Origin of the sequence: Actinoplanes sp. NPDC023801 (assembly GCF_040639655.1) — a bacterium.
In the GTDB taxonomy this organism is placed as follows: domain Bacteria; phylum Actinomycetota; class Actinomycetes; order Mycobacteriales; family Micromonosporaceae; genus Actinoplanes.
The window spans coordinates 550975-573727 of sequence record NZ_JBFAAI010000002.1 but is presented as its reverse complement, the minus strand read 5'-3'; the positions used below and the strand labels follow the sequence as shown (position 1 = coordinate 573727).

General features: G+C 70.6%; 26 protein-coding genes and 1 pseudogene. 18 read left to right on the top strand and 9 right to left on the bottom strand.

What is annotated here, in order from left to right; all coding sequences use genetic code 11:
* Positions 1 to 88: 88 nt before the first annotated feature.
* Positions 89 to 1312, top strand: a complete 1224-nt coding sequence (locus AB0G04_RS07075; protein ID WP_360977769.1) for an FAD-dependent monooxygenase — start codon at positions 89 to 91, stop codon at positions 1310 to 1312.
* 70 nt (positions 1313 to 1382) lie between these two features.
* Here the strand turns inward: AB0G04_RS07075 and AB0G04_RS07070 are convergent, their stop codons facing one another.
* From AB0G04_RS07070 to AB0G04_RS07060, 3 genes are all read right to left on the bottom strand, one after another.
* Positions 1383 to 1565, bottom strand: a complete 183-nt coding sequence (locus tag AB0G04_RS07070; RefSeq protein ID WP_360977766.1) for a hypothetical protein — start codon at positions 1563 to 1565, stop codon at positions 1383 to 1385.
* A 19-nt stretch (positions 1566 to 1584) separates the two neighbouring features.
* Positions 1585 to 2037 carry a hypothetical protein gene (locus AB0G04_RS07065; protein ID WP_360977763.1) on the bottom strand — a complete coding sequence of 151 codons (453 nt, stop codon included), beginning with the start codon at positions 2035 to 2037 and terminating at the stop codon, positions 1585 to 1587.
* Between the two features lie 121 nt (positions 2038 to 2158).
* Positions 2159 to 3358, bottom strand: a complete 1200-nt coding sequence (locus tag AB0G04_RS07060) for an MFS transporter (protein WP_360977760.1) — start codon at positions 3356 to 3358, stop codon at positions 2159 to 2161.
* A 63-nt stretch (positions 3359 to 3421) separates the two neighbouring features.
* Here AB0G04_RS07060 and AB0G04_RS07055 point away from each other — a divergent pair, with 63 nt between their 5' ends.
* Together AB0G04_RS07055 and AB0G04_RS07050 are read left to right on the top strand one after the other, a co-directional pair.
* Positions 3422 to 4339 carry an arylamine N-acetyltransferase gene (locus tag AB0G04_RS07055; protein WP_360977758.1) on the top strand — a complete coding sequence of 306 codons (918 nt, stop codon included), beginning with the start codon at positions 3422 to 3424 and terminating at the stop codon, positions 4337 to 4339.
* Between the two features lie 63 nt (positions 4340 to 4402).
* Positions 4403 to 4951, top strand: coding sequence for a GNAT family N-acetyltransferase (locus AB0G04_RS07050; protein WP_360977755.1), 549 nt, complete (start codon positions 4403 to 4405; stop codon positions 4949 to 4951).
* A 195-nt stretch (positions 4952 to 5146) separates the two neighbouring features.
* On the opposite strand, the gene AB0G04_RS07045 is transcribed toward AB0G04_RS07050, so the two are convergent.
* Positions 5147 to 5842: a hypothetical protein gene (locus AB0G04_RS07045; RefSeq protein WP_360977752.1), complete on the bottom strand. Its 696-nt coding sequence runs from the start codon at positions 5840 to 5842 to the stop codon at positions 5147 to 5149.
* Positions 5829 to 6320 (bottom strand): helix-turn-helix domain-containing protein, encoded by a 492-nt coding sequence (locus tag AB0G04_RS07040; protein ID WP_360977749.1) that lies wholly within the window; start codon positions 6318 to 6320, stop codon positions 5829 to 5831. Before AB0G04_RS07040 ends, AB0G04_RS07045 begins: the two co-directional genes overlap by 14 nt.
* Before the next feature lie 56 nt (positions 6321 to 6376).
* Here AB0G04_RS07040 and AB0G04_RS07035 point away from each other — a divergent pair, with 56 nt between their 5' ends.
* Positions 6377 to 6889, top strand: coding sequence for a PaaI family thioesterase (locus AB0G04_RS07035; protein WP_360977746.1), 513 nt, complete (start codon positions 6377 to 6379; stop codon positions 6887 to 6889).
* 48 nt (positions 6890 to 6937) lie between these two features.
* On the opposite strand, the gene AB0G04_RS07030 is transcribed toward AB0G04_RS07035, so the two are convergent.
* A complete protein-coding gene (locus tag AB0G04_RS07030; protein WP_360977743.1) occupies positions 6938 to 7126 on the bottom strand; it encodes a hypothetical protein in 189 nt (62 codons plus the stop codon).
* 89 nt (positions 7127 to 7215) lie between these two features.
* On the opposite strand from AB0G04_RS07030, the pseudogene AB0G04_RS07025 reads away from it, so the two are divergent.
* Both AB0G04_RS07025 and AB0G04_RS07020 read left to right on the top strand, forming a co-directional pair.
* Positions 7216 to 7359 (top strand): annotated as a pseudogene (locus AB0G04_RS07025) (ArsR family transcriptional regulator); the annotation flags it as partial.
* A 7-nt stretch (positions 7360 to 7366) separates the two neighbouring features.
* Entirely contained in the window at positions 7367 to 8200 is an 834-nt protein-coding gene (locus AB0G04_RS07020) for a WYL domain-containing protein (protein ID WP_360977740.1), read from the top strand.
* Positions 8201 to 8321: 121 nt separating this feature from the next.
* On the opposite strand, the gene AB0G04_RS07015 is transcribed toward AB0G04_RS07020, so the two are convergent.
* On the bottom strand, positions 8322 to 8825 hold the full coding sequence (locus tag AB0G04_RS07015) for a DUF2231 domain-containing protein (RefSeq protein WP_360977737.1): 504 nt from the start codon (positions 8823 to 8825) through the stop codon (positions 8322 to 8324).
* Positions 8826 to 9307: 482 nt separating this feature from the next.
* Here AB0G04_RS07015 and AB0G04_RS07010 point away from each other — a divergent pair, with 482 nt between their 5' ends.
* The 5 genes from AB0G04_RS07010 (at position 9308) to AB0G04_RS06990 (ending at position 12747) form a co-directional block, all read left to right on the top strand.
* Positions 9308 to 10405: a GGDEF domain-containing protein gene (locus AB0G04_RS07010; RefSeq protein WP_360977734.1), complete on the top strand. Its 1098-nt coding sequence runs from the start codon at positions 9308 to 9310 to the stop codon at positions 10403 to 10405.
* Positions 10375 to 11067, top strand: coding sequence for a GGDEF domain-containing protein (locus tag AB0G04_RS07005; protein WP_360977731.1), 693 nt, complete (start codon positions 10375 to 10377; stop codon positions 11065 to 11067). Before AB0G04_RS07010 ends, AB0G04_RS07005 begins: the two co-directional genes overlap by 31 nt.
* Before the next feature lie 119 nt (positions 11068 to 11186).
* Complete coding sequence (locus AB0G04_RS07000; protein WP_360977728.1) at positions 11187 to 11927, top strand: matrixin family metalloprotease; 741 nt, start codon at positions 11187 to 11189, stop codon at positions 11925 to 11927.
* A gap of 106 nt (positions 11928 to 12033) precedes the next feature.
* Positions 12034 to 12315 carry a hypothetical protein gene (locus AB0G04_RS06995; protein ID WP_360977725.1) on the top strand — a complete coding sequence of 94 codons (282 nt, stop codon included), beginning with the start codon at positions 12034 to 12036 and terminating at the stop codon, positions 12313 to 12315.
* 78 nt (positions 12316 to 12393) lie between these two features.
* Positions 12394 to 12747, top strand: coding sequence for an STAS domain-containing protein (locus AB0G04_RS06990; protein WP_360977722.1), 354 nt, complete (start codon positions 12394 to 12396; stop codon positions 12745 to 12747).
* A gap of 4 nt (positions 12748 to 12751) precedes the next feature.
* On the opposite strand, the gene AB0G04_RS06985 is transcribed toward AB0G04_RS06990, so the two are convergent.
* Entirely contained in the window at positions 12752 to 13477 is a 726-nt protein-coding gene (locus AB0G04_RS06985; protein WP_360977719.1) for a carbonic anhydrase, read from the bottom strand.
* A 420-nt stretch (positions 13478 to 13897) separates the two neighbouring features.
* On the opposite strand from AB0G04_RS06985, the gene AB0G04_RS06980 reads away from it, so the two are divergent.
* From AB0G04_RS06980 to AB0G04_RS06950, 7 genes are all read left to right on the top strand, one after another.
* Positions 13898 to 15160: a glycosyltransferase gene (locus AB0G04_RS06980; protein WP_360977716.1), complete on the top strand. Its 1263-nt coding sequence runs from the start codon at positions 13898 to 13900 to the stop codon at positions 15158 to 15160.
* Complete coding sequence (locus AB0G04_RS06975; RefSeq protein WP_360977713.1) at positions 15157 to 16785, top strand: phospholipid carrier-dependent glycosyltransferase; 1629 nt, start codon at positions 15157 to 15159, stop codon at positions 16783 to 16785. The genes AB0G04_RS06980 and AB0G04_RS06975 overlap by 4 nt, the downstream gene beginning before the upstream one ends.
* Complete coding sequence (locus tag AB0G04_RS06970; RefSeq protein WP_360977709.1) at positions 16782 to 18029, top strand: glycosyltransferase; 1248 nt, start codon at positions 16782 to 16784, stop codon at positions 18027 to 18029. Before AB0G04_RS06975 ends, AB0G04_RS06970 begins: the two co-directional genes overlap by 4 nt.
* Positions 18026 to 20116, top strand: a complete 2091-nt coding sequence (locus AB0G04_RS06965; protein WP_360977706.1) for a galactose oxidase early set domain-containing protein — start codon at positions 18026 to 18028, stop codon at positions 20114 to 20116. Before AB0G04_RS06970 ends, AB0G04_RS06965 begins: the two co-directional genes overlap by 4 nt.
* Positions 20113 to 20628, top strand: coding sequence for a hypothetical protein (locus AB0G04_RS06960; protein WP_360977703.1), 516 nt, complete (start codon positions 20113 to 20115; stop codon positions 20626 to 20628). The genes AB0G04_RS06965 and AB0G04_RS06960 overlap by 4 nt, the downstream gene beginning before the upstream one ends.
* Before the next feature lie 105 nt (positions 20629 to 20733).
* Positions 20734 to 21297, top strand: a complete 564-nt coding sequence (locus AB0G04_RS06955) for a GNAT family N-acetyltransferase (protein WP_360977700.1) — start codon at positions 20734 to 20736, stop codon at positions 21295 to 21297.
* Positions 21298 to 21373: 76 nt separating this feature from the next.
* The gene (locus AB0G04_RS06950) at positions 21374 to 21862 is read left to right on the top strand and encodes a DUF4265 domain-containing protein (protein WP_360977697.1); all 489 of its coding nucleotides are present in this window, start codon (positions 21374 to 21376) and stop codon (positions 21860 to 21862) included.
* Between the two features lie 73 nt (positions 21863 to 21935).
* Here AB0G04_RS06950 and AB0G04_RS06945 read toward each other — a convergent pair whose 3' ends face one another.
* Positions 21936 to 22742, bottom strand: a complete 807-nt coding sequence (locus AB0G04_RS06945) for an alpha/beta fold hydrolase (protein WP_360977694.1) — start codon at positions 22740 to 22742, stop codon at positions 21936 to 21938.
* Positions 22743 to 22753: the final 11 nt, after the last annotated feature.

The following is a 22753-nucleotide window of genomic DNA, read 5'->3' as shown; positions in this document are numbered from 1 at the left end:
GGCTCGGCGGGCGTCAGCCGTACCCGGCACTGTCCGGTTATGGGCACTTCGCTCCGACGGGCGTCGATGAGGGGGAGCCTGGTTCGTCATGGACGTACTTGTGGTGGGCGGCGGCATCGCGGGCCTCGCACTGGCGCGGGCGCTGGGCCGCCGCGACATTCCGGCGACCGTGGCCGAACGCGGCATCGACGACGGCGGCGGTCTGGCGATCAACCTGCCGGGTAACGCGGTCGCCGCCTTCGCCGCACTCGGCCTCGCCGACGGTCTCGCGAAACTCGGCCGCCCGACCGGACGCCGCGAATACCGATCGAGCCGTGACCGGCTCCTCTTCTCCGTCGACGAGGACGCCTTCTGGGGGCCGGAGGCGCGGCCCCGATGCGTACGCCGGTCCGACCTGCTGGCACTCCTCGCCGATGGCCTCGACGCCACCGTCCGGCGGCCGCTGCCGGTCACCGCCGTCCGGCCGGTCACCGGTGGAGCCGAGGTCGAATTCGGCGACGACACCGGGCAGCGGTACGGCTTCGTCGCCGGTGCTGACGGTGTCCGCTCGGTGGTCCGGGCGACCGCCCTCGGTTCCGATATCGCGGATCGGCCCACCCGCGGCGACGGCTTCCCTTCCGCGGGCGGTGCCGCGCGCTTTCCTTCCGCGGGCGGTGCCGCGCGCTTTCCTTCCGCGGATCGTACCGCCCGCGGCGGCGCGGGGAATGGCACCCGATTGGCCCTGCTCAGCGCCGCCAGCTGGCGTTTCATGGCGCCGAACCCCGGCGTCGACTGCTGGACGCTCTGGACCGGCCCCGGCGGCGCGTTCCTGCTCATCCCGGTCGACGATCATCAGGTCTACGGGTACGCCTCGGCCACCACCGGTGGCCCGGTCAGCGCCGACGAGTCCTGGCTGCGAACGAACTTCCGCGACTATCCGGCCCCGGTCCGCGCGGTGCTGGACAGCATGACCGATCCCTATCACTCCCCGATCGAGGAGGTGCGCACCTCCACCTGGTCACACGGTCGCTGCGTGATCATCGGCGATGCCGCACACGCCACCGCGCCCGTATGGGCCCAGGGGGCGGCCCTCGCCGTCGAGGACGCGCTGGTCCTGGCGGAACTGCTGGCCACCACCGACTGGAACGATGCGGGCGCCCACTACGAACGCCTCCGCCGCGACCGGGTGGCCCACGTCCAGGCCGCCACCGACCGTTTCTCCCGTGCCGCGGCCCTGCCGTCCTGGCTGCGCCACCTGATCCTCCCGGCGATAGGCGCCCGTACCTACCGCGACACCTACGACCCGCTTCGCCATCCGTTCCCCACACCCTGAAACGGCCGCGTCCCTTATCTCACGCGTACTTCGGCGTAGTGTTTCCGTGCCTGCGACGGCTCACTACCGCCTACTCGGTGTAGCGGGCGGACCAGGTGGAAGCCTGCCGCCGTGGGTCGGGGAGGCCGAGCGCCTTCCGGTTCGCGGTGGCTCTCCGGGCCGCGGTGGCGAGCTCGCCGGACGTGATCGGGTCGGCCTCGTGAGTTGCCGGGCCGGCGTCGGTCTGGGCGGCGCCTTCCGCCGGGGAACGCACCCCGGGGCCGGCCGGCGGATCAGTTCGGGGTGAACAGGCCCTGGATGCCCACGATGATCGCGATGATGCCGAAGACGGCGACGAGCAGGGCCGGCCCCGCCAGATCGGCCGGCGCGGTGCGGGACGGCGCCGGGGCAGCACCGCTCAGGCCGGCATCGTGGCCCGATGTGCCGGGCGCCGTGGCGGCGGCCGCTGCCGGGACGACCGATCGGCGGCCGGTGAGTCGCTCCCAGGTGAGGATCACGCCTACGGCGATGCCGACGACCTCGAAGTGGAACAGGTGGGGCCCGGAGATCAGGTGGACGATGAGGAAGTAGCCGCCCGCCACGAGGGCGACGATCCCGATCAGCCAGCGCCAGTTCGCGATGCGGGCGGTGAGGCGGGCGATCACCGGGAAACGTCCGAGCAGGGGAATGGCGAGCAGGAGGCCACCGACGATGTTGGCGGCGTCGAGCAGAAGAGCCATCAGCATGGCGTTCATCCTTAGGTGAGGCGTCCCGCCGAGAGCTTAACTTGGAGCGCTTTCAAACGCAGGGCGCAGGTGTTCCACCAACGCCGGGCGCAGGTGTCCCACCAGTTCGGGACCGCCGGTCTCATCGGGGAGCGGTGTGTGGCCTGTTGATCAGCGGGCGCGTCCGCCAGGTGGCGAGAAGAGCGACGACGCACAGCACCGCGAGACTGAGGAAACCGGCCCGGAACGAACCGGTGGCGTCCTTGACGGCGCCCAGCGCGTACACGAAGGCGAAGCTCCCCAGGTTGGCGCAGAAGTTGCCGAATCCGCTGATCAGTCCGGCGTTGCGGTCGCCGAGGACCTGGAGCGGGAGGGCGAAGAGGGGCCCGAAGTAGACCTGGATCGCCACCGAGATCAGCGCGACGACCCCGAGTACGCCGAGCATGCCGGGAACCAGGGTGAGCAGGGTCATGCCGACCGTGAGCACGGCCAGGGATCCGCCGATGACCAGGAGTGGCCGGTTGATCCGGTCGGACAGATACCCGCCGAGGTAGTTGACCGGTGCGCTGATGGCCGAGGCGAGGGCGGCGACGAGCCCGGCCGTCGCCAGTGATTGACCCCGGTCGACGACCAGGTAGGTGGGCAGCCAGAAGGTGAAGCCCTGCGCCACGGCCAGCCGGGTGAACTGGATGACGCCGGTGAGCCGCACGATCCGCTGCCGGACGAGACCCGGCAGTTCGGCGAACCGGACCGGGCCGGTGCGTGGCCGCTGGGGTGCCGGCCCGGCGAGGAACCGGTAGAGCGCCAGTGCGACCAGGCCGGATACGGCGAACAGCAGGAACAGCAGCCGCCAGCCGAGCGGGCCGACCAGGAGCGGGCCGACCGCGCTGAGCAGGATGTTCGACGAGAACCCGCCGACCACGTAGAGGCCCATGGCGGTGGCTCGCCGGCCGGGCGGGAACAGCTCGGTCATCAGCAGCATGCCGGGCGTGAAGACGAGGGCCCGAAAGAATCCGGCCAGGGCCTGATCGATCAGGAGCAGCGCGTACGAGTCGAGCACGGCGAAGAGCGCGGCCAGCAGATTCATCCCGGCCAGCCCGATGACGAACAGCCGTCGCGGGGTGAACCGGTCGGCCAGGTAGCCGGACGGGACCTGCATCAGCGCGTACGTCAGATTGCTCGCCGCGGCGAGCGTGCCGGCCTCGGTGAAGGTGAGGCCGAGATCGGCACGGATCAGCGGCAGGAACAACCCGATCCCACCGAAGATCAGTCCGATGGTGCTCTGGCAGACGACCAGCAGGGTGATGACCGGCCGCCGGGCCCGGGTGCCGCTGATCGTCATCCGAGGATCGTAGGCACGTCCCCGGCGGGCCGGGATGTCGTACCCGGCCGTTAGCGTGTGCCCATGTCCGCGGAGATCGACGTCACCGGTTATCTGGCCCGCCTCGGCCTGCCCGAGCTGGCCGGCCACGAGCCGAGCGTCCCGGCTCTGTGTGCGCTGCACCGGACGCATGCCGAGCGGGTGCCCTACGAATGCTTGGAGATCCACCTCGACCGGCCGACGACGATCTGCCCGGCCGACTCGGTCCGGCGCATCGTGAGCGGCCGTGGTGGCTACTGCTATCACCTCAACGGCGCCTTCTCGGCACTGTTGCGTGCCCTGGGCTACCGGGTCACCCGTCACGTCGGCGGGGTTCAGGGGAATGACGCGCCGGCTCCCGAGATCACCGCCAACCACCTGGTCCTCACGGTCTCGGGTCTGCCGTCGGACGAGTCGCCGGACGGCGACTGGCTGGTGGACCTCGGTATGGGTGACGGCCTGCACGGCCCCCTTCCGCTGGTCGAGGGAGTCCACCAGAGCGGGCCCTTCCGGTACGGTCTTCGCGCGTCCGAGGTGGCGCCGGGCGGGTGGCGATTCGACCACGATCCGTCGGCTGGCTTCCGGGGGATGGATTTCCGGGCCGAGCCCGCCCGCATGTCGGAGTTCCAGGAGAGGCACGTCGAGCTCTCGACGTCACCGGATTCCGGCTTCGTCCAGGTGGCGATGGCCGCCCGCCGGGACGCGACCGGCGCCGACGTGCTGCGTGGCCTGACGCTGACCCGGATCGGCGCCGATCCCGCCCGTTCCGAACTGTCCGATCCGAAGGCCTATTTCGATGCGCTCGCCGACATTTTCGGCATCGTCCTCTCGCCGGAGGATCGGGCCGTTCTCTTTCCACGTGTCGCCGGAGCCCACGAGCGCTGGATGCGTGCGCAAGCCGGGGCCCGAGCGGAAACCGAGGCCGTCGGCCGGCCGGATTTGCCAATGCGAATGAACCTCTGATTAGGTAAGCCTTACCTTATCTAGTTAACGGAGGTTCAGGCGTGGGGGCACGCGTGATTCGAAATGTCTGAAACAATTAGTTCTGTCGTCCTTGCCGAGAAGGTCGACCTCGATGAACTGGCCAAGGTGTACCGCCAGGTGCACGCCACCGACCTGCACCTGACCGACCACAGCGAACCGTCGGTCGAGGACCGTCTGCGCTGGACCGCCGAGGCGCCCGGCTTCCAGGCCGCACTCGGCTACGTGGACGGTGAGCTCGTCGGCACGGTGATGGGCTGTCGCCTGCCGCCGGAGACCCTCTGGTGGCGCGACCTGACCGATGTGCACGATCCCGACCTGGCCGTGGAGTGGGAGGGCCGCACGTTCGCCATCTGTGAGGCGTTCGTCGACCCCGCACATCAACGGCACCGGCTGGGCGTACGCATGGTGGCCGATCTTCTGGGCCAGCGGAAGGAGGAGCGCGTCTCGCTCGCGGTGGCCGAGACCAACACCCGGGTGTGGCACGCGTTGCAGCGGCTCAAGTTCGAGCACGTCGGCGACCTCGTCCCGTTCCCGGGCTGGCGCTCGCACCGCATGCTGGTCCGCGGCCTGCCGCTGAGCGCGTCACGCTGACCGGCGATTACCCGGCGGCCGCGCGAAGGCCGGCGGGGAACCGATGACCGCATGGTGATCCCGGCGGGGCCGTGTCCGTGAAGGGTTCGCCGGGTGAGCTATCCGGCCGTCGCACGCAGGCGGCGGATCGTGCGGATCACCTCGTCGCGGTTCTTGGGCGCGTGAAGCCGCAGCGGGCGCTGGGGCGTCACGTGGTTATCCGCCGAGGGCGCGGGTGATCAGGAGCAGGTCGTCGGGCGGGAAGCCACCGCCCCGGCGCGGCGAGGTCTCGGCGTCGCAGATCAGCGCGCCGTCCTGACGGAACCAGCGCGCCGGACGGTCGAGCAGTTGGCGGGCCGTCTCCAGGGCGACGGCCGGGCTCGCGCCGGGCGCACAGACGGCGATCAGTGCGTCGGCGAGCAGGGCGGCGGCGGTCTCCGGCGCGCCGGCGTCGCCGATGGCCGGCTGCAGCAGGAGCAGCCGCTGCGCGGGGGTGCCCAGGGTGCCGAGGTCGACCAGCCGGAGCGCCTCGGGCCAGGAGAGGCCGGGTCCCCAGCCGTGGCCCTCGACCGAGGCGACACTGAGGCACCGGCCGGTGCCGTGCGGGAGGACCACGAAGTCGAGGCCGCCCTCGTGGTCGGGGCCGTGCCATTCGACGACGGCGAGATCGGAGTCACCGGCGCCGAGGCGCAGCACCGGCCAGCGGCCGGACGCGGCCACCTCGTCCCAGAGTCCCAGTGGCTCGGGGCAGCGGTCGAGCACGGCCTCGACCAGGTCGGTGTCGGCGGAGCCGTCGAGCAGCCCGGCCCAGAACTCGGGGCGGTCCAGCAGCCAGGACCCGTCACTGAGGACGCCCGGATCGACGCCGTCGTACCGGCTGACGTAGTCGGCGGCCTGCTCAGCGTTCAGCATCGGCCGAGCGTAGCCGGGCCCCGGGACCGGGACGGGGCTGGATCTCCCGCCTCTTCTCGACCAGGTGACCGCCGGCACAGGTCACGGCGAGGTGCAGTTCGGCGCCGCAGTCGCGATGGGCGTACTGGATGGGTGGGCCCTCCGGGTCGGCCAGGTAGCGGTTGCCCCACTCGGCCAGCGCGATCATGACCGGATAGAGGTCGAAGCCCTTCTCGGTGAGCCGGTACTCGTGGCGGACGCGTGAGCCGGGTTCCCGGTACGGCTCGCGGTGCAGCACCCCGTTCTCGACGAGCGTGCTCAGCCGATTGGTGAGGACCTGCCGGGGGATGCCGGTGCGGACCCGCATGTCGTCGAAGCGCCGGATGCCGGAGAACACCTCGCGCAGCACGACGAGGGCCCATTTCTCGCCGAGGATGCCCATCGCTCGTTCGACGGTGCAGTTGTCGACGGACCAGTTCAGGGCCGGGGGAGAAGACATGTGAGGAAGGCTAAGTCTCGTTGACAGATGCAGCAAGCCTCTGCAAGCCTGCATCCATGACGCAGACTCAGGATGCCGCCCGCACCCGTACGTTCGGCTGGAGCGACCCGGCCGAGCACGCGAGCCAGCTCGGCCGCCGCAGCGGGATGGAGATTCTGAACGCCATGTCCACCGGGGAGCTCCCGCCGCCGCCGATCATGCATCTGATCGGCGCGGCCGGCATTCACGCCGAGGAGGGCAGCGTCACCCTCGAGCTGGAGCCGCAGGAGTTCCACTACAACCCGCTCGGCTCGGTGCACGGCGGAGTCCTCTCCACCCTGCTCGACACCGCGGCCGCCTGCTCGGTGCACAGCACCCTGCCCGCCGGAGTGGGCTACACCAGCATGGACCTGAACGTGAAGTTCCTCCGCCCCGCCACCATCGCCTCCGGCCGGCTGCTCTGCACCGGCACCGTGCTGCAGCGCGGCCGGCGGACCGCGCTCGCCGAGGCCCGCATCACCGACTCGGCCGGCCGGCTGATCGCCCACGCCACCTCGAGCTGCATGATCTTCGAGATCCCCGGCGCCTGACCGGTCGATCAGTCCGGCAGATCCTCGCCGGTCAGACCGTCGATCGACTCACGGATCAGGTCGGCGTGGCCGGCGTACTCCTCGATCAAGCGTGATCATGCTGGCCGCGACGGTGACGGCCAGCCCGGCGGCGTCGAGCCCTCCGGTCTTCCAGGCGAAGATGCGCCGCTGCCGCTCCAGCGCACCGATCAGCGTCTCGGTCTCGGTGCCGGCGGCGGGTGGTCCCATCGGAATCATGACGGCACGCTAGCCTCGGTTCCGGACAATCCACTTCCGGATCCGGAACGCCTTGAAACCCGGAAAGACCTGGATCCGAGACAGGCAGAGTGCGGGAGGATCCGGTGGAGAGCCCGACAGCGCGGGCACTGCTGGCGTTCGAGGCCGTGCAGGGCAGTCCCGGCATCACCGCCGACCGGCTCGCCGAACGCCTCGGCGGCATCTCCGAACGCGCCGCCCGCCGCTACATCGCGATCCTGCGTGAGGCCGGCATCCCGATCGAGTCGGTGCGAGGGCCGTACGGCGGCTACCGCGTCGGCCGCGGGGCCCGCCCCGCTGATCTTCACCCAGGCGGAGGCGCTCGGCCTGGTCATGGCGGTCCTCGACGGCCACCACGCGGCCGGCGACACCACCGATCCGGTCGGCAGCGCGCTCGGCAAGATAGTCCGGGTGCTGCCGGAGAGCCTGGGCGCCCAGGTGGAAGCGGTCCGGCGTACCGCGGCGCCGGCGCCCGACCCGGCGGCTGCGCGGCCCGACCCCGAGATCACCTCGAGGCTGGTGCAGGCCTGTGCCCAGAATCTGGTCGTACGGGTGAGCTACCGCTCCGAGGCCGGCAACGAGTGGACGACCGGCGCCGACCCGTGGGCGATCGTGGTTCGCCACGGCCGGTGGTATCTGCTCTGCCACTCGCACAGTGCCGGGGCCCGTCGCGCCTACCGGATCGATCGGGTCACCGCGGTGGAGGTGCTGGCCGACCCGTTCCTGCCACCGTCCGAACTGGACCCGATAGCCGTCCTCGACGAGCATCTGGCCACCGGCTGGGAGTACCGGACGGAGATCCTCATCGAGGCCCCACCGGAACAGGCGGCGGCCATGGCCGGCCCGGCCCTCGGCACGCTGAGCCCCGGCCCCGAGCCCGGCACCACCCTGCTGACCGGCAGCACCAGCAGCCCGTACTGGTACGCCCGGCAGCTGCCGGCCATCTCCGTGCCGTACCGGATCCTCGGTGGCCCTGAGCTGCGCGAAGCCGCCCGCCGGATCGCCGGGCGCATGCTCGCGGCCACCCGGACCGAGGATGCCGCCGGGCCGGAGTAACGCCCCGGCGTGACGTACGACAATGGGGTGTGACGGACGACCGCCGCGGAATGACGGACGACCGGGATGTGGCGGACCACCGCCGGGATCGACGGACGGCCGAGGTGATCGGCTCACCTGGTCAAGGGTGATCGGCGGCGCTGTGGTCGTTGGCCCAGAGGCCGGCGGCTCCCAGGCCGGCCGCCCGGGCCGGACGCGGGTCGGCGACCGGAGCGCGCGGGTCAGCGAGACGGCCGCCGAACCACGCGCCGAAACCCGCTGCCGCCAGTCCGGCCAGTTCGACCAGGAGCAGGCTCGCGTTCACGGCGCGATCCGGATCGCGGACCCGCATCAGGGTGAGGACGGCGAAGGTGATCAGCACCCCGGCGTCGAGGAGCAGGGCCAGGACGAAGATCCGGGCGGCCGGGCCGATCGCGGTGGTCGCGTCGAAACCGGCGGTCAGGGTGGCGAGCAGGCCGCCGCCCAGACCGGCCACCAGGTTCCAGAACGCCACCGTGCCGATCATGGCGGGCGCCCCGAGCAACGTGGCCAGGTCGAAGACGAAGGCTGTCCAGAAGAGGCCGAGCGGGAACATCAGCAGCAGCGGCTGCACCCCATGGCCCGCGATGCGGAGCCGGCTCTGCATGCGGCGTCCCCCTGCCGTGCCCACCTGTGTCACCGGACCCTCCCAGCCTCGACGGAAAGCCCCGGTAACGGGACGTTCCAGGTGGGTGAATCACTGCGCGAGCGGGTGAATCCGGACAGCCGGTGCGGTCTGCCGGGCGGGACGGGCTCCGGCGGCGGAGCCGGAAGCCTCAAGGCGGGCGGCGTCGTGCCGATGGAGCCGGGGTCCAGCTCAGCCAGGGAGGTGCCGCGTCGTGAAGCGCGATTCCCCCGGTACGGCTCAGCGGTCCCGCCGCCAGTCGCTCCGGGCCTCCGCTGCCTACGGCGCGGTGCCGGCGACGCTGTCCGCGGCCTATGCGATCGGCACCTGGAGCTCCCCGCACCGCAGCGCGATGCTGCTGGTGGCGGCCGTGATGATCGGCTTCTCGGTGCTGGCCTGGATGGCCGCCGGGTGGATCGCCCGGACCCGGTGGTGGATCTGGATCCAGGCAGCTGGCCGCCGGTGTGAGCCTGGCGGGTACGGCCGCGTTGAGCCTGCTCGCCGGTGGGGTGTCCGGACCGCTGGGCACCTTCGTCCCGCTGCTGGTGGTGCTGATGGCGATCGTGGTGCCACCCCGGATGTTCCTGGTGACGGCGGCGGCGGGTGCTTTCGCGTACGTCATCGTCATGGTCTTCGGTGATCCGTCACCGGCCGGGTTTCCGCTGGTGCACTCCCTGGCTTTCGCCTGCGTCGCGGTTCTCTGCCTGCGGCATTCGGCGGTGCTGGCGTCGCTGCGGCGGCGGCTGGCCGAGACCTCGCGCACGGATCCACTGACCGGGTGCCTGAACCGGCGCGGGTTCGACGCCTCGGTGACGGCCGAGTTGGCCGAGGCGCAGCGGACCGGCACCCCGGTCACCTTGGTGCTGCTCGACCTGGACCGCTTCAAGGAGGCCAACGACACGTACGGCCACCGGACCGGCGACGAGTTGCTCGCCTGGACGGGCCAGGAGCTGCGCGCCGACCTGCGGGCGCGGGACGCCGTAGGCCGGCAGGGCGGTGACGAGTTCGCCATGCTGCTGCCGGGTACCGGCGCGGCGGACGCGGAAGCCGTGGTGGAGCGACTGCGGCCGTGCGCGCCGGGCAGTCTCGGGCATGCCACGTTCCCGGCCGACGGAAGCGACTACAGCGAGCTGCTGCTCGTCGCCGACCAGCGGCTCTACCGGGACAAGGCGGTACGGGACCGGCGCGCGCCGTGTGCCGCGTCGGTGGCGCGGGCCCGTGCCGGGATCCGGCCGTCCGGTCCGGTGCCGGAGGTGGAGGCACGGGAGCGACGGCGGTATTCGATCGCCGACCCGGGCTGGATGTCGATCACGCAGACCTGTGTGGCGTTGGTCTATGTGGTGCTGGTGGCCAACGACCACCCGCACCGGGCGAGCATGGTGGCGTTGTCGCTGTGGGGCTTCGTCACGGGGGTGGCGCTGGTCGCCGGTGCGGACTGGTTGAGCCGGTCGCGCCTGGCGCGGCCGCTGATGCTGGTGTTCGCCTTCAGCGCGTTCGTAAGTTGTGCGGCGATCGCCACCCTGGACGCGGGGTGGATCAGCCACTCGGGATCGGCGTGCTGATCTCGATTCCGCTGCTGATGCTCGGCATGCGCCCGGAGGTCGCGGCGCCGGTCGCGGTCGCCGCGGGCGGACTGTACGTGCTGGTCGGGCTGCTGGTGGGTGATCCGGGCGGCTGGTTCATGGCGATCCAGCTGCTGGGTACGGCCGCCGCGTCGACGGCCTGCGCGTTGCAGGGCAGGTCGGCGGCCCGGCAGCGGCGGATGCTGACCCGGCTGTCGCGGGTGGACGTGCTGACCGAGGTGCTGAACCGGCGTGGTTTCGCCGAGCGGTTCGCCGCCGAGCGGGCCGACCGCCGGCGGACCGGCGGGGACACCGCCCTGCTGGTTCTCGACCTGGACGGCTTCAAAGGGCTCAACGACGCCTACGGGCATGCGGCCGGGGATGAACTGCTGCGATGGGTGGCGGCGACGCTGCGGGACCGGCTGCGTGCGCAGGACGTGGTAGGCCGGCTCGGCGGTGACGAGTTCGTGGTCCTGCTGGCCGGGGGCGACGCTTTCGCGGTGGCCGCCGAGCTGGGTACGGCGCTGGCCGCGCGGACCGGCGCGAGCATCGGCGCCGCCGTGCTCGGTGTGGACGGTGACGACTTCGACGGCCTCTACGCGGTGGCCGACGCGCGCCTTTACCAGCAGAAGAAACCGGCACCCGGGTACGCCCGGAGCTGACCGGCGGCGGCGGGCCCGGCCGGCGGGGCCTGGCAACCGATCGGCACCCGGCGATGACCCGGAGCGGCACCCGTGGCGATCCCAGAATGGGGTCCCTCTTTTCAGATCGGAACTCCCGTATGAAGCGCGTTCTGCTCCTGCTCGCCGCGGTGTCGACGCTGGTGGTGGCTCAGCCCGGGGTGGCTCTGGCCGCCGCCGGCAGTGCGAAGGCCTACGCTTTCATGAGCCAGGCGCACGGCGACGCCCTGATCGCCCGCTGGAACCCGTGTGCCGGCCCGCTCGATTACCGGGTCAACCTGGACCGGGCCCCGAAGAATTCGCTGGCCGAGGTGAAGACGGCGTTCAGCCGGATCTCGGCGGCGACCGGCCTGACGTTCCGTTACGCCGGGACGACCGACGTGATCCCGCAGGCGAACAAGGGCTACAAGGGAACCTACCCGGCCGGTACCGAGTTCGTGATCGCGTGGGCCACCCCCGGCAGGCACAGCAAATGGCTGCCGTCCGGCGCCCGCGCACTCGGCATGGGTGGCGGCGCCTGGCAGAGCGCGTTCACCCCGTCCGGCGGCAAGGCGCTGATGATGGTCGAGGGCTCGGTGGTGCTCAACGCGACCTCGCTGAAGTCGATGGCCCGCGGGTTCGGGTCGGCGCCCGGCGGCACCACCGGAGCGGTGCTGATGCACGAGATCGGCCACGCGATCGGGTTGGCCCACCCGGAGCAGAACGACCGCAGCCAGATCATGTACCACACGATCACGTCGAAGAAGGCGGTGTGGGGCGCCGGCGACCTGACCGGACTGCGCAAGGTCGGCAAGACGTCCGGCTGCCTGTACGGGCAGCAGCCGGCGAAGGCCAAGAAATAGGACGACGGTGGGAAAGGCCCATGGGTCGATCCGCACCACGAACCGCTGGCCTGGGCCGCGGCTTTGTGAATCGCGCTCATGGCCCCGGCACCGAACCACGGGCTTCATGCTCCTCGCGGCCGGTAACGAGCGCCTCGGATTCCGGTACCTGGACAGCACGCTGCTGGCCGTACCCAATGTGCCCTGGCCCGCGCTGCCCGGCCGGGGCCGGGTGGTGACCTCCGATCCGCGCCGCATAGAGGATCTGCAGCTCTACCTCGACCATCGGGAGACCGCCGCGGCCCGCCACGTGGTGCTCGCCGAACGCCGCCGGATGTTCCGCAGTGGCAGCCTGGCACCGCACCAGATCGATCTGCTTTACAGCGAGCCGGTCTGCGTTCCGTTCTGAGGCCGGAATATGTTGGCTCGGTCACGGTGTCATCGGGATTTCGGCTCCCGGACACATTGCGCGGGTACCACTTCTGACATGACCGACCCGCGTTACGAGATCGAGCGAACCAACCTGCGGACGGGATCCTCCGTCCATCTGCACCTGATCGGCGCCTTCGACCGGGGCGCCGATCGGGTTCTGCGTGTCGGAATGCGTGACGCCTTCGCCTCCGGCCGCCGCGGCCACCGGGTGATCGTCGATATGAAAGACGTCGATTCGATCGGCAGCGAATGCATCGATCTGTTGCTGATCGGCTACACCCGGGCACTGCGTGCCGGTTTCGGGTACGAGATCGTCAACCCGCGCGGCCACGTGCGTCAGGCGCTGGCCCTGACCGGCCTCTGCGCGGCCGGCGACCGGATGGCCGACGACCGCGTAGGCGTTTCCTGACCGGTCAGTGGACCAGCGTGACCTTGCCGGTGTCGAGGTCGTAACGGGCCCCGACCACCCGGGCCCCGCTGTGCGCGACGATCTCGCTGCGCGTCACGAGTGAGGACACCTGCGCCCGGATGTTGGCCAGGACGCCCTTCTCCACGCCGTCCGGGTCGTCGGCGTACGGCTCGAGGATCGGCCGCAGCGCCTCCACGATGGAGGAGATGTGGCCGGGCGCCTCGCCGCCGGTCCGGATCGCGTTCAGCGTCGCGGAGACGGCGCCGCAGCGCTCATGGCCGAGCACCATGATCAGCGGCGGATGGAACTCCTCCACCGCGTACTCGATGCTGCCGAGCAGGAGGTCGTCGACGACGTTGCCGGCGACACGGTTGTCGAAGATGTCACCGACACCCTGGTCGAAGAGGATCTCCGGGGCGACCCGGGAGTCCGCGCAGCCGAGGATGACGGCGAACGGGTGCTGCCCCGCGGCGATCTCGCGGATCCGGGCCGGGGTCTGATGGGGGTGCTTGCCATGGCCGCTGACGAACCGCCGGTTGCCGGCGAGAAGTTGTTCGAGCGGGGTGCCCGCCGAGTGGGCGGCGTCGGCTGCCGAAGCGAGGGTGATCGATCCGGCGAGGGCTCCGCCGGCGGCGAACAGGGACCGCCTGCGGAGCGTCGAGTCCAGCATCATGTACTCCAAAAGTGAGGGACGCCGATCATCTTGCTCCTCGTGATCACCTTCCTCCACGTGATTATCGTCAACAGGACAATGCGTAATCCACATTGACGGCAAATGGGACACATGCCGCATTTGTCGAGTCGATCGCGAACGCCTGGGGAGAGTCGGGGTCGTTCCCCCGGAAGCGTGACACGGGAAAGAGCCGACATGGCTTATGTTCTTTCAGTGGGTATCCCGCCCCGATGCCCGGCCGCACCCGGATCCTTGCGCCGGGCTGTTTCTGTTACCCGGAAATGGGTTTGCATGACGGAATTTGTCGCTGATCCGACCGGCGGTTCCCGGGAAAATAGTCGAAACGAATCACCGGGAAGTGGGAAATAGTCAGATCGACTTGAATGGCGTACGGGTTATCGCGATAAGGTCGGGCCGCTCCATTTCTGGAGGCGTATTCCCCTTTGCTGAAAGGCGACGACCTTGGCTGCCGCCGTCATGATTCTCACCTCCGTCGTGCTGGCCACGTTCGCGGCGGTGACCCTCTGGTGGACGATGCACGCGTGGCGTACCCCGGAGACGCTCGCCGCGACCCGCTTCGCCGAACCGGACGGTGACCACCGGCTGACGTTCTCCCTCCTGCTGCCGGCCCGGCACGAGCAGGCCGTGCTGGAACACACCATTCAGCGCCTGCTCCGCTCGACCCACCAGGGCTACGAGATCATCGTCATCGTCGGGCACGACGACCCGGACACGGCGGCGGTGGCCCACCGGGCGGCGGAGAACGCGCCCGGCCGCGTCCTTGTCGTCACCGACCACAACGAGGTGAAGAACAAGCCGCGCGCTCTCAACACCGCCCTGCCGTACGTGCGTGGTGACGTGGTCGGGGTCTTCGACGCCGAGGACCAGGTGCATCCGCATCTGCTGGAGCACGTCGACCACGCGTTCCGTTCGACCGGCGCCGACGTCGTCCAGGGCGGCGTCCAGCTGATCAACTTCCACTCCAGCTGGTACAGCCTGCACAACTGCCTCGAATATTTCTTCTGGTTCCGCAGCCGGCTCCACCTGCACGCCCGCAAGGGTTTCATCCCGCTCGGCGGCAACACCGTTTTCGTGCGCACCGACGTGCTGCGTACCGCGAACGGCTGGGACGGCACCTGCCTCGCCGAGGACTGCGACCTCGGCGTGCGCCTGTCCAGCCGGGGCGCCAAGGTCGTCGTCGCCTACGAGGCGTCATTGGTCACCCGTGAGGAGACCCCGGACACCCTCGGCAGCCTGCTCAAGCAGCGCACCCGCTGGAACCAGGGCTTCCTGCAGGTGCTGCGCAAGGGGGAGTGGCGGCGGCTGCCGTCCCTGGGTCAGCGGGTGCTGGCCCGGTACACCCTGGTCGGCCCGTTCCTGCAGGCGTTCTCCGGCGTGGCGATCCCGATCGGTGTCGCCGTTGCGATCTTCGCCGACCTGCCGATCGGCATCGCCCTGGCCACCTTCGTGCCGGTGGTGCCGATGACCGCCAACATCGTCTTCCAGACGGTCGGCCTGCGCGACTTCGGCCTGCAGTACAATCTCAAGATCAAGCCGATCCACTACGCGCGGCTCATCCTCGGCGCCTTCCCGTACGCCCTGGTCCTCAGCGTCGCCGCACTGCGCGCCGTCTGGCGCGAATACACCGGCCGGCGCAACTGGGAACTGACCGCACACATCGGCGCCCACCTGAACAACACCACCGCCGGCACCGAGGCCGCCGAGGTGAGGGCCGCATGACGACCACCAGTGAGCCGCAGCGGACCACCGCACTCATTCCCAAGGCGCGAGCCGGCCTGGCCGGGAAACCCGCGACGCGAGTCCTGGTCCCCGAGCACGATCAAGAGCCCTCGCGGGTACGCCGGCGCGAGCTCACCGGCGGCGAAGGGCTGCTCGCCGGCGGCCTGACCGCGGTGGTGCTCGTGCTCCTGACGATCAACATCACCGGCTTCCCGATGGCCAGTGACGACGAGGGCACGTACTACGCGCAGGCCTGGGCGGTCGCCACCGGCAAGGGCCTGGCCCACTACACGTACTGGTACGACCATCCGCCGCTGGCCTGGATCCAGCTCGCCGCACTCTCCTGGATCCCGGACCTCTTCGGTGTCGGCGGCCCCGCCGTCACGGCCGGCCGGGTCGCGATGATCCCGGTCGTGGCGGCCGCCCTGCTGCTGGTCTACCTGATCTGCCGGCGCCTCGGCATGGGCATCCGGACCTCCGCGATCGGCCTGCTGCTCTTCGGACTGTCGCCGCTGACCGTCACCATGTACCGCGAGATCTACCTCGACACCTTCGCCGTCGCCTGGATGCTCGGCGCGCTTGCGCTGGTGCTGTCCCCGCGCCGCAACCTGTGGCACTACACCGCCGCCGGCGCGGCCACCGCGATCGCCGTGCTCAGCAAGGAGACCATGCTGGTCACCCTGCCGGCGGTGTGCGTGGCGCTGTGGCAGAACGCGGCCCGCAGCTCGACCCGTCCGTGGGCGGTCGGCGGCTACCTGAGCGGCCTGGTCCTGGTCGGCATGTTCTACCCGCTCTACGCACTGCTGCGCGGCGAACTGTTCCCCGGCCCCGGGCACGTGTCGCTGATCGGCGCCTGGCAGTTCCAGCTGGCCAACCGCTCCGGTACGGGCAGCGCCTTCCAGGCCGGCTCCGGCTCGTACGATCTGATCCAGTCCTGGCTCTTCTACGACCCGGTGATCCTGATCGCCGGCCTGCTCGCCACGGTGCCGGCACTGTTCGTGCGCCGGCTGCGCCCGCCGGCGGTCGCCGCCGTGATCCTGGTGCTGGTCGCGGTCCGGCCCGGTGGCTACCTGCCGGCCATGTACGTGGTCCAGATCCTGCCGTTCTTCGCCATCGTCGCGGCCGGGATGGTCGACGTGACCGCCCGTGCCGTACCGGACCGCCGGCGCTGGTGGCGGCCCGCGCTGGCGACCGTCGCGGTGCTGCTCGCGGTGATGCTGATCGGCCCGCGCTGGGTCGCCGGCAACCACCGCAGCCTGACCGCCGACGACAACGCCGGCTACACGGCCGCCGCCGAATATCTGCGCACCTCCGTGCCCGATCGGGCCGGCACCACCGTGGTCGTCGACGACGTGCTCTGGGTCGACTGCGTGGAAGCCGGTTTCCCGGAGGAACAGGTCATCTGGTTCTACAAGCTCGACCTCGACCCGGCCGTGCGGGCCCGCCTGCCGAACGGCTGGCGCGACGTCGACTACCTGGTGTCGACGCCCGCGCTGCGCCAGGACCCCAGTTCGCTGCCGCTGGTCACGGCCCTGCTCACGAACTCGACGCTGGAAGCCTCGTTCGGCCCGGCGGACGGGCGCATCGAGATCCGCCGCATCAACAAGGAGACCCCTTCATCATGACCACCCAGGCACAGGGGCGGGCGGCCGTCGGTATGCCGCACCAGGCCACCGTCACCCCGGGCGAGAAGACCCTGTCGCTGGACCGGTACCGCCGGCTCGGGCGTACCCGGGCCGTGCTGCCCGGCGAGATCGGCATCCGTCCGGAGCCGGGCACCCTGCGGCAGAGCGTCATCGTGCCGACCTACAACGAGCGCGACAACGTGCCGGCCCTGCTGGCCCGGCTGGCCGCGGCCCTGCCGCACCACGACACCGAGATCGTGTTCGTCGACGACAGCACCGACGGCACCCCGGCGGTCATCGAGGAACTGGCCCGCGACTATCCGATCGCGATCACCGTGCACCACCGGGAGCAGGGCGCCGGCGGCCTCGGCGGCGCGGTGGTCGAGGGGATGCGGATCGCCTGCGGCGAGTGGATCGTCGTCATGGACGCCGACCTGCAGCACCCGCCGGAGATCGTGCCCGATCTGATCGCGGCCGGCCTGCGCGACGGCGCCGACCTGGTCGTGGGCAGCCGGTACGCGCACGGCGGCCACACCGGCGGTCTCGCCGACGGGTACCGCAAGCTGGTGTCCCGCGGCTCGACGCTGCTGGTCAAGACCCTGTTCCGGAACCATCTGCTGTCCGTCAGCGATCCGATGAGCGGCCTGTTCGCGATCCGGGCCAGTTCCCTGGACGCCGGGCAGCTGCGACCGCTCGGCTACAAGATCCTGCTGGAGCTGATCGTCCGCAACCGGCCCGGCCGGATCGTCGAGGTGCCCTACGGCTTCCAGGCCCGGCACGCCGGCGAGTCCAAGTCGACCGCGGCCGAGGGCCTGCGCTTCCTCAAGCACGTGGGTGTCCTGCGGTTCGGCCCGGCCCGGCTGCGGATGCTGGCGTTCGCGCTGATCGGGCTCTCCGGCCTGCTGCCCAACCAGGCGGTGCTCTGGGCGCTGCTGCACCTCACCGACATGCACTACACGGCCGCCGCGGCCGCCGCCAACGTGGTCGCGGTCGGCTGGAACTTCGTGCTCACCGACACGCTGCTCTACCGCAATCACCGGCGCAGCGGCCTCGTCCACCGGATGAGCCGCTTCTTCCTGATGGGCAACGCCGACCTGCTGCTGCGCATCCCGCTGCTGGCGCTGCTGGTCAGCGGCCTGCATCTGGGCGTGCTGGCCGGCAACCTGCTGACCCTCGTCGCGTCCTTCGTCGTCCGATTCCTGATCTCCGACAGGCTGATCTACCGAGCCGGGAAGAAGTCATGACCCAACCACGACCGCTGCTGAGCCGGCGCAACCGGCTCCACATAGCCCAGTTCCTGGTGCTCACACTCGTACTCTTCCTCGGTCTTCCGGAACGTCCGGCGTCAGCCGGCGCGAACCTGATCGCCAACCCGGGCCTGGAGTCGCTCGCCGCCGACGGCTTCCCGGTCTGCTGGGAGCAGTCCGGCTGGGGTGCGAACGGCCACACCTTCGCGGTCAGCACCGACGCGCACTCCGGCGCCCGGTCGATGTCGGTCACCCTGACCACGGCCGGGCAGGGCGACCGCAAGGCGATGATGCTCGAGGACACCTCGTGCGCGCCCAACGTCACACCGGGCCATCAGTACGACCTGTCGGCCTGGTACAAGACGACCACGGCGAACACGGTGATGACCGTGTTCCGGCACGACGTCGCTCAGGGCTGGGTGTACTGGACCGACTTGGCCAATCTGCCAGTGGCCACCGGCTGGACGAAGCAGACGGTCCGCACCCCGCAGATCCCGGCGAACACCGACCAGATCGTCTGGGGCATCACGATCTACGGCAACGGCACCCTGAAGACCGACGACTACACCATGGTCGACGCCACCCAGACGGTGCCGGACGAGTCGTGCAGCGCCGGTGACAAGTGCGTCAAGGGTGCCTGGCAGGTCATGCCGTTCCAGTCGTCGGTGCGGGCCGTCCACGCCGTGGTGCTGCGCAACGGCAACGTGCTGCTGATCGCCGGCTCCGGCAACGATCCGGCCGCGTTCGCCGCCAAGACCTTCACCTCCGCCGTCTACAAGCCCGGAACCGGGCAGTTCACCGCGGTGCCGACGCCGGAGGACCTGTTCTGCTCCGGGCACGTGCAGCTCAAGGACGGCCGGGTGCTGGTCATGGGCGGCAACAAGGACTACCCGGCGGCGGACGGCAGCCACGGCTACAAGGGGCTGAAGAACTCGTACGTCTTCGACCCGGCGAACAACACCTACACGCGGGTCAACGACATGACCGCCGGGTCGTGGTACCCGTCGGCCACGGCGCTCGGCAACGGTGACGTCATCTCGCTCGGTGGTCTCGGCGAGGACTCCCACGGCATGGTCGCCACCCAGTACTTCGACGAGTCGGAGAACCGCTGGCTCGGGATCGGCGAGGCCAACCAGACGTGGAACTTCTGGGGCCTGTACCCGTCGATGATCCTGATGCAGGACGGCCGGCTCTTCTACACCGGCAGCCACGTCTTCGGCAACGGCACGCCCGGCACCGGCTCGTCGATCTACGACTACGGCGCGAACACCATCACACCGGTTCCCGGTCTCCGGAAGAAGGACGAGCGGGACCAGTCGATGAGCGTGCTGCTGCCACCGGCCCAGGACCAGAAGGTGCTGACCATGGGCGGCGGCAACATCGAGACCAACCCGGACGCCCACCGGCTCACCGACCTCATCGACCTGAAGCAGGCGTCGCCCGCGTACACCGCCGGTCCGGCGATCCCGCAGGGCACCCTCACCGGCGGCGTTCCGCAGACCGGCGACCAGGGCAAGATGTACGTCTCCGCGGTCCTGCTCCCGGACGGCAAGGTGTTCGAGACCGGCGGTGCGCTGCACAACCGGGCCGACCCCGTCTACGAGGCGTCGATGTACGACCCGGCCACCAACACGTTCACGCCGGGCATGGCCACCGACCCGGTGCCGCGCGGCTACCACTCGTCGGCGTTCCTGCTGCCGGACGGCCGGGTCATGGCGGTCGGCGACAATCCCGGCAACGGCACGTTCGACATGCGGGTGTCGGTCTACTCGCCGCCGTACCTGTTCAAGGGCGCCCGTCCGCAGATCACCGGCATGGCCGGCACCAACTGGGCGTACGGCAGCTCGAACCGGATCACCGTGGACTCGCCGGTCCTGAAGGCGGAGCTGATTCGCCCGGCGGCCGTGACGCACTCCAGCGACCCGAACCAGCGGTTCGTCGACCTGCCGATGACCGTCGACGGCAACGCGATCGATCTGAACCTGACCAGCAACCCGAACCTGGCGCCGCCGGGCTGGTACATGCTGTTCGTGGTCGGCACCAACGGCGTCCCGTCGGTAGCGAAGTGGGTGAAAGTCGGATGAGCCGTACACGTCTCGCCGCGCTGGTCCTGGCCGCGGTGGCCGTCACCGCCGGAGTCAGCTGGGTCGCGCTCGACTCCCCTGATCCAGGGACGGTCCGGACCACCTCGGTCGCCGCGCGCGGGGTTCTGCCCACCGTGTCGCCAAGCGCCCGCGGTCCGGTCGCCGACAAGGAGGCCACCGCCGGCAAGACCCCGGAACGGGCCGCAAGGGTGGCGAAGCCGGCCCGGCAGGCGACCCCGGCGCCGTTCGTGCAGACGTTCGCGGGCCAGCCCGGCATCCCCCGCCAGAAGCCGAAACGCAAGCCGACGGCCCCCGTGAAGGTGCCGCCGGCCGTCGACGGCTGCGACCGCAACTACGGCACCATCGCTACTTGCGTCCCGGTGCGGTTCCCGGCGGGTGTCACCGACAAGTGCGTTTGGCTGCGCGAACACGGCTTCGAAGACCTCAAGGTGGTCGGGCAGGACCGTCAGAAGCTGGATCCGGAGCGCAACGGAATCGCCTGCGACGCTTGACGCGGGCGTGACGGGAGCAGGGCCGGGACACGCCCATCGTGTCCCGGACCGGCTCCCGGCTTTTATCCGTCGCGGGACCGGCGCCCGCTGTGTGATCGTGGGCGGATGCCGCAACCGATCTTGCACACCGAACGGCTGCTCCTCGTACCGCTCGCCGACGAGCACCTGGAGCTGGAGATGGAGCTCGACTCCGACCCCGAGGTGCTGCGCTACCTGTACGGCCGGACCCGCACCCGCGACGAGGTGATGGAGTCACACCGGCGGCGGATGGAGCTGGGGCGCCGGGTGGACGGCCTCGGTTACTGGATGGCGTCCGACCGGGCCGGTGACTTCGTCGGTCTGATGATGCTTCCGCCCCTGGACGAGCCGTCGGCCGCCGAACTCGGTTACCGGCTCGCCCGGAGCCAGTGGCGCAAGGGCTACGCCAGCGAGGCCTCCCGGGAACTGCTGCGGCACGGCTTCGAGACGGCCGGCCAGGAACGGATCGTCGCTCAGACGATGACCGTCAACGCCGGTTCCCGGGCCGTCATGGAGAAGGCCGGTCTCCGTTACCAGCGCACGTTCTTCCCTGATTACCCGCCCATCCCCGGCTCGGAGGAGGGTGAGGTGGAGTATGCGATCACCCGTGCGGAATGGTTCGCACGCACGCCCGAGGGCGGTGCGGGCTGATCTTCTGGGAGACTACGTCACCTCAGGGACGTGACCCGGGCCGGACGGGGATGGCGATGAGCGGACGAGGCACCTGATGGGGAGCGTCAAGGTGCACTTCGACCTGCCCCGCGACGCTGCCGACTGGCCACCGGTCGACGTGGAGAGCCTGTGGGCCGACACCGTCTCCGGCGACGTGGTACGCCTGACCAACGTCCCCTGGTTCGTGCGGGGCATCGCCAGCGGTGACCTGGTGCGGGTACGACCGGACGCGGACGGCGTGCTCTGGGCGATCGAGCACGTCGAGTGGTCCGGCAACTGCACGATCCGGGTCGCGCCGCTCCGCAGCGGCCCGCTGCGCGGTTCCCGCCAGCGGGTGCTGGACGCGTTCGAGCCGTTCGGCGTCACCGGTGAGGGCATCCAGCAGTACGGCCTGGTCGCCCTCGAGGTGCCGCCGGGCGCCGACCTGGCCGGCGTCCAGCGGGTTCTCCGGGCCGGCGCCCGTGACGGTTGGTGGGATTACGAGGAGGGCTGTGTCGGCGACGACTGGACCGCCGCCGCCTCCGCAGCCGCGAAGGGCCGTTAGCCCGCGCTTCGTCGGAGGGTGTCGTTGGGCCTCGCTTCGCCGGACGGTTCAGGGCCGTGCTTCGCCGTACGGTTCAGGGCCGGGCGAAGAACTCGGCGAACGGCTCGACGAGTCGTGGATCGGCCCGGGCCAGGCCGTCGTGCCCGCTGCCCCGGATCTCGAGGGTGCGGGCGCCGGGGACGACCGCGGCGAGCGCCGCGTTGATCTTCGGGTAGTACGGCGGGCCACCCGATCCGCACACCAGCAGCAGTTCGGCGGTGATGCCGGCCCACCGGGAGGCGGGCCCGCTGTGCTCGTGGATCGCTTGCGACTCGTCCAGGGTCATGGCGACGAGATCGCCCATCATCCGCCCGATCGGCGTGCGCAGGAACAACTTGGTGATCGCCACCTGGACACCGACCGGCAGTTTGCCCGCCACCGACTGCGTGTTGAGGCCGGCGCCGGTCAGTGCCAGGGCCCGTGCCGTGTCCCCGGCCTGTGCGGCCGCCCGTGCGCCCGGCAGCCAGCCGGTCGGGAACAGCCCGTCGACCTGCAGCGGCGCGTCATAGACGGCGAGCCGGCGCATCGGCACCTGCTGCCGGGCCGCCTCCAGTGCGACGACCGCGCCGCCGCTGTGGCCGAGCACGTTGCCCGCTCCGGTGTGCGCCAGCACCGCGGCCAGGTCGTCGATGTCCTCCTGCATGGAGTAGGGCTCGCTGCGCGGTGGCGCGTCGGCCCGGCCTCGCCGGTTGTAGAGGTGGACGGTGAATCGGCCGGCGAGCCTGGCGGCCAGCCTCCGGTAGATGTCGATGGTCACGCCGCCGCCGTGCACCACCACGAGGTCCGGCCCGGCGCCGGTGGTGTGCAGACGGATTCTCGCGCCGTCTCTGGCCTCGATCATCTCGGTACCTC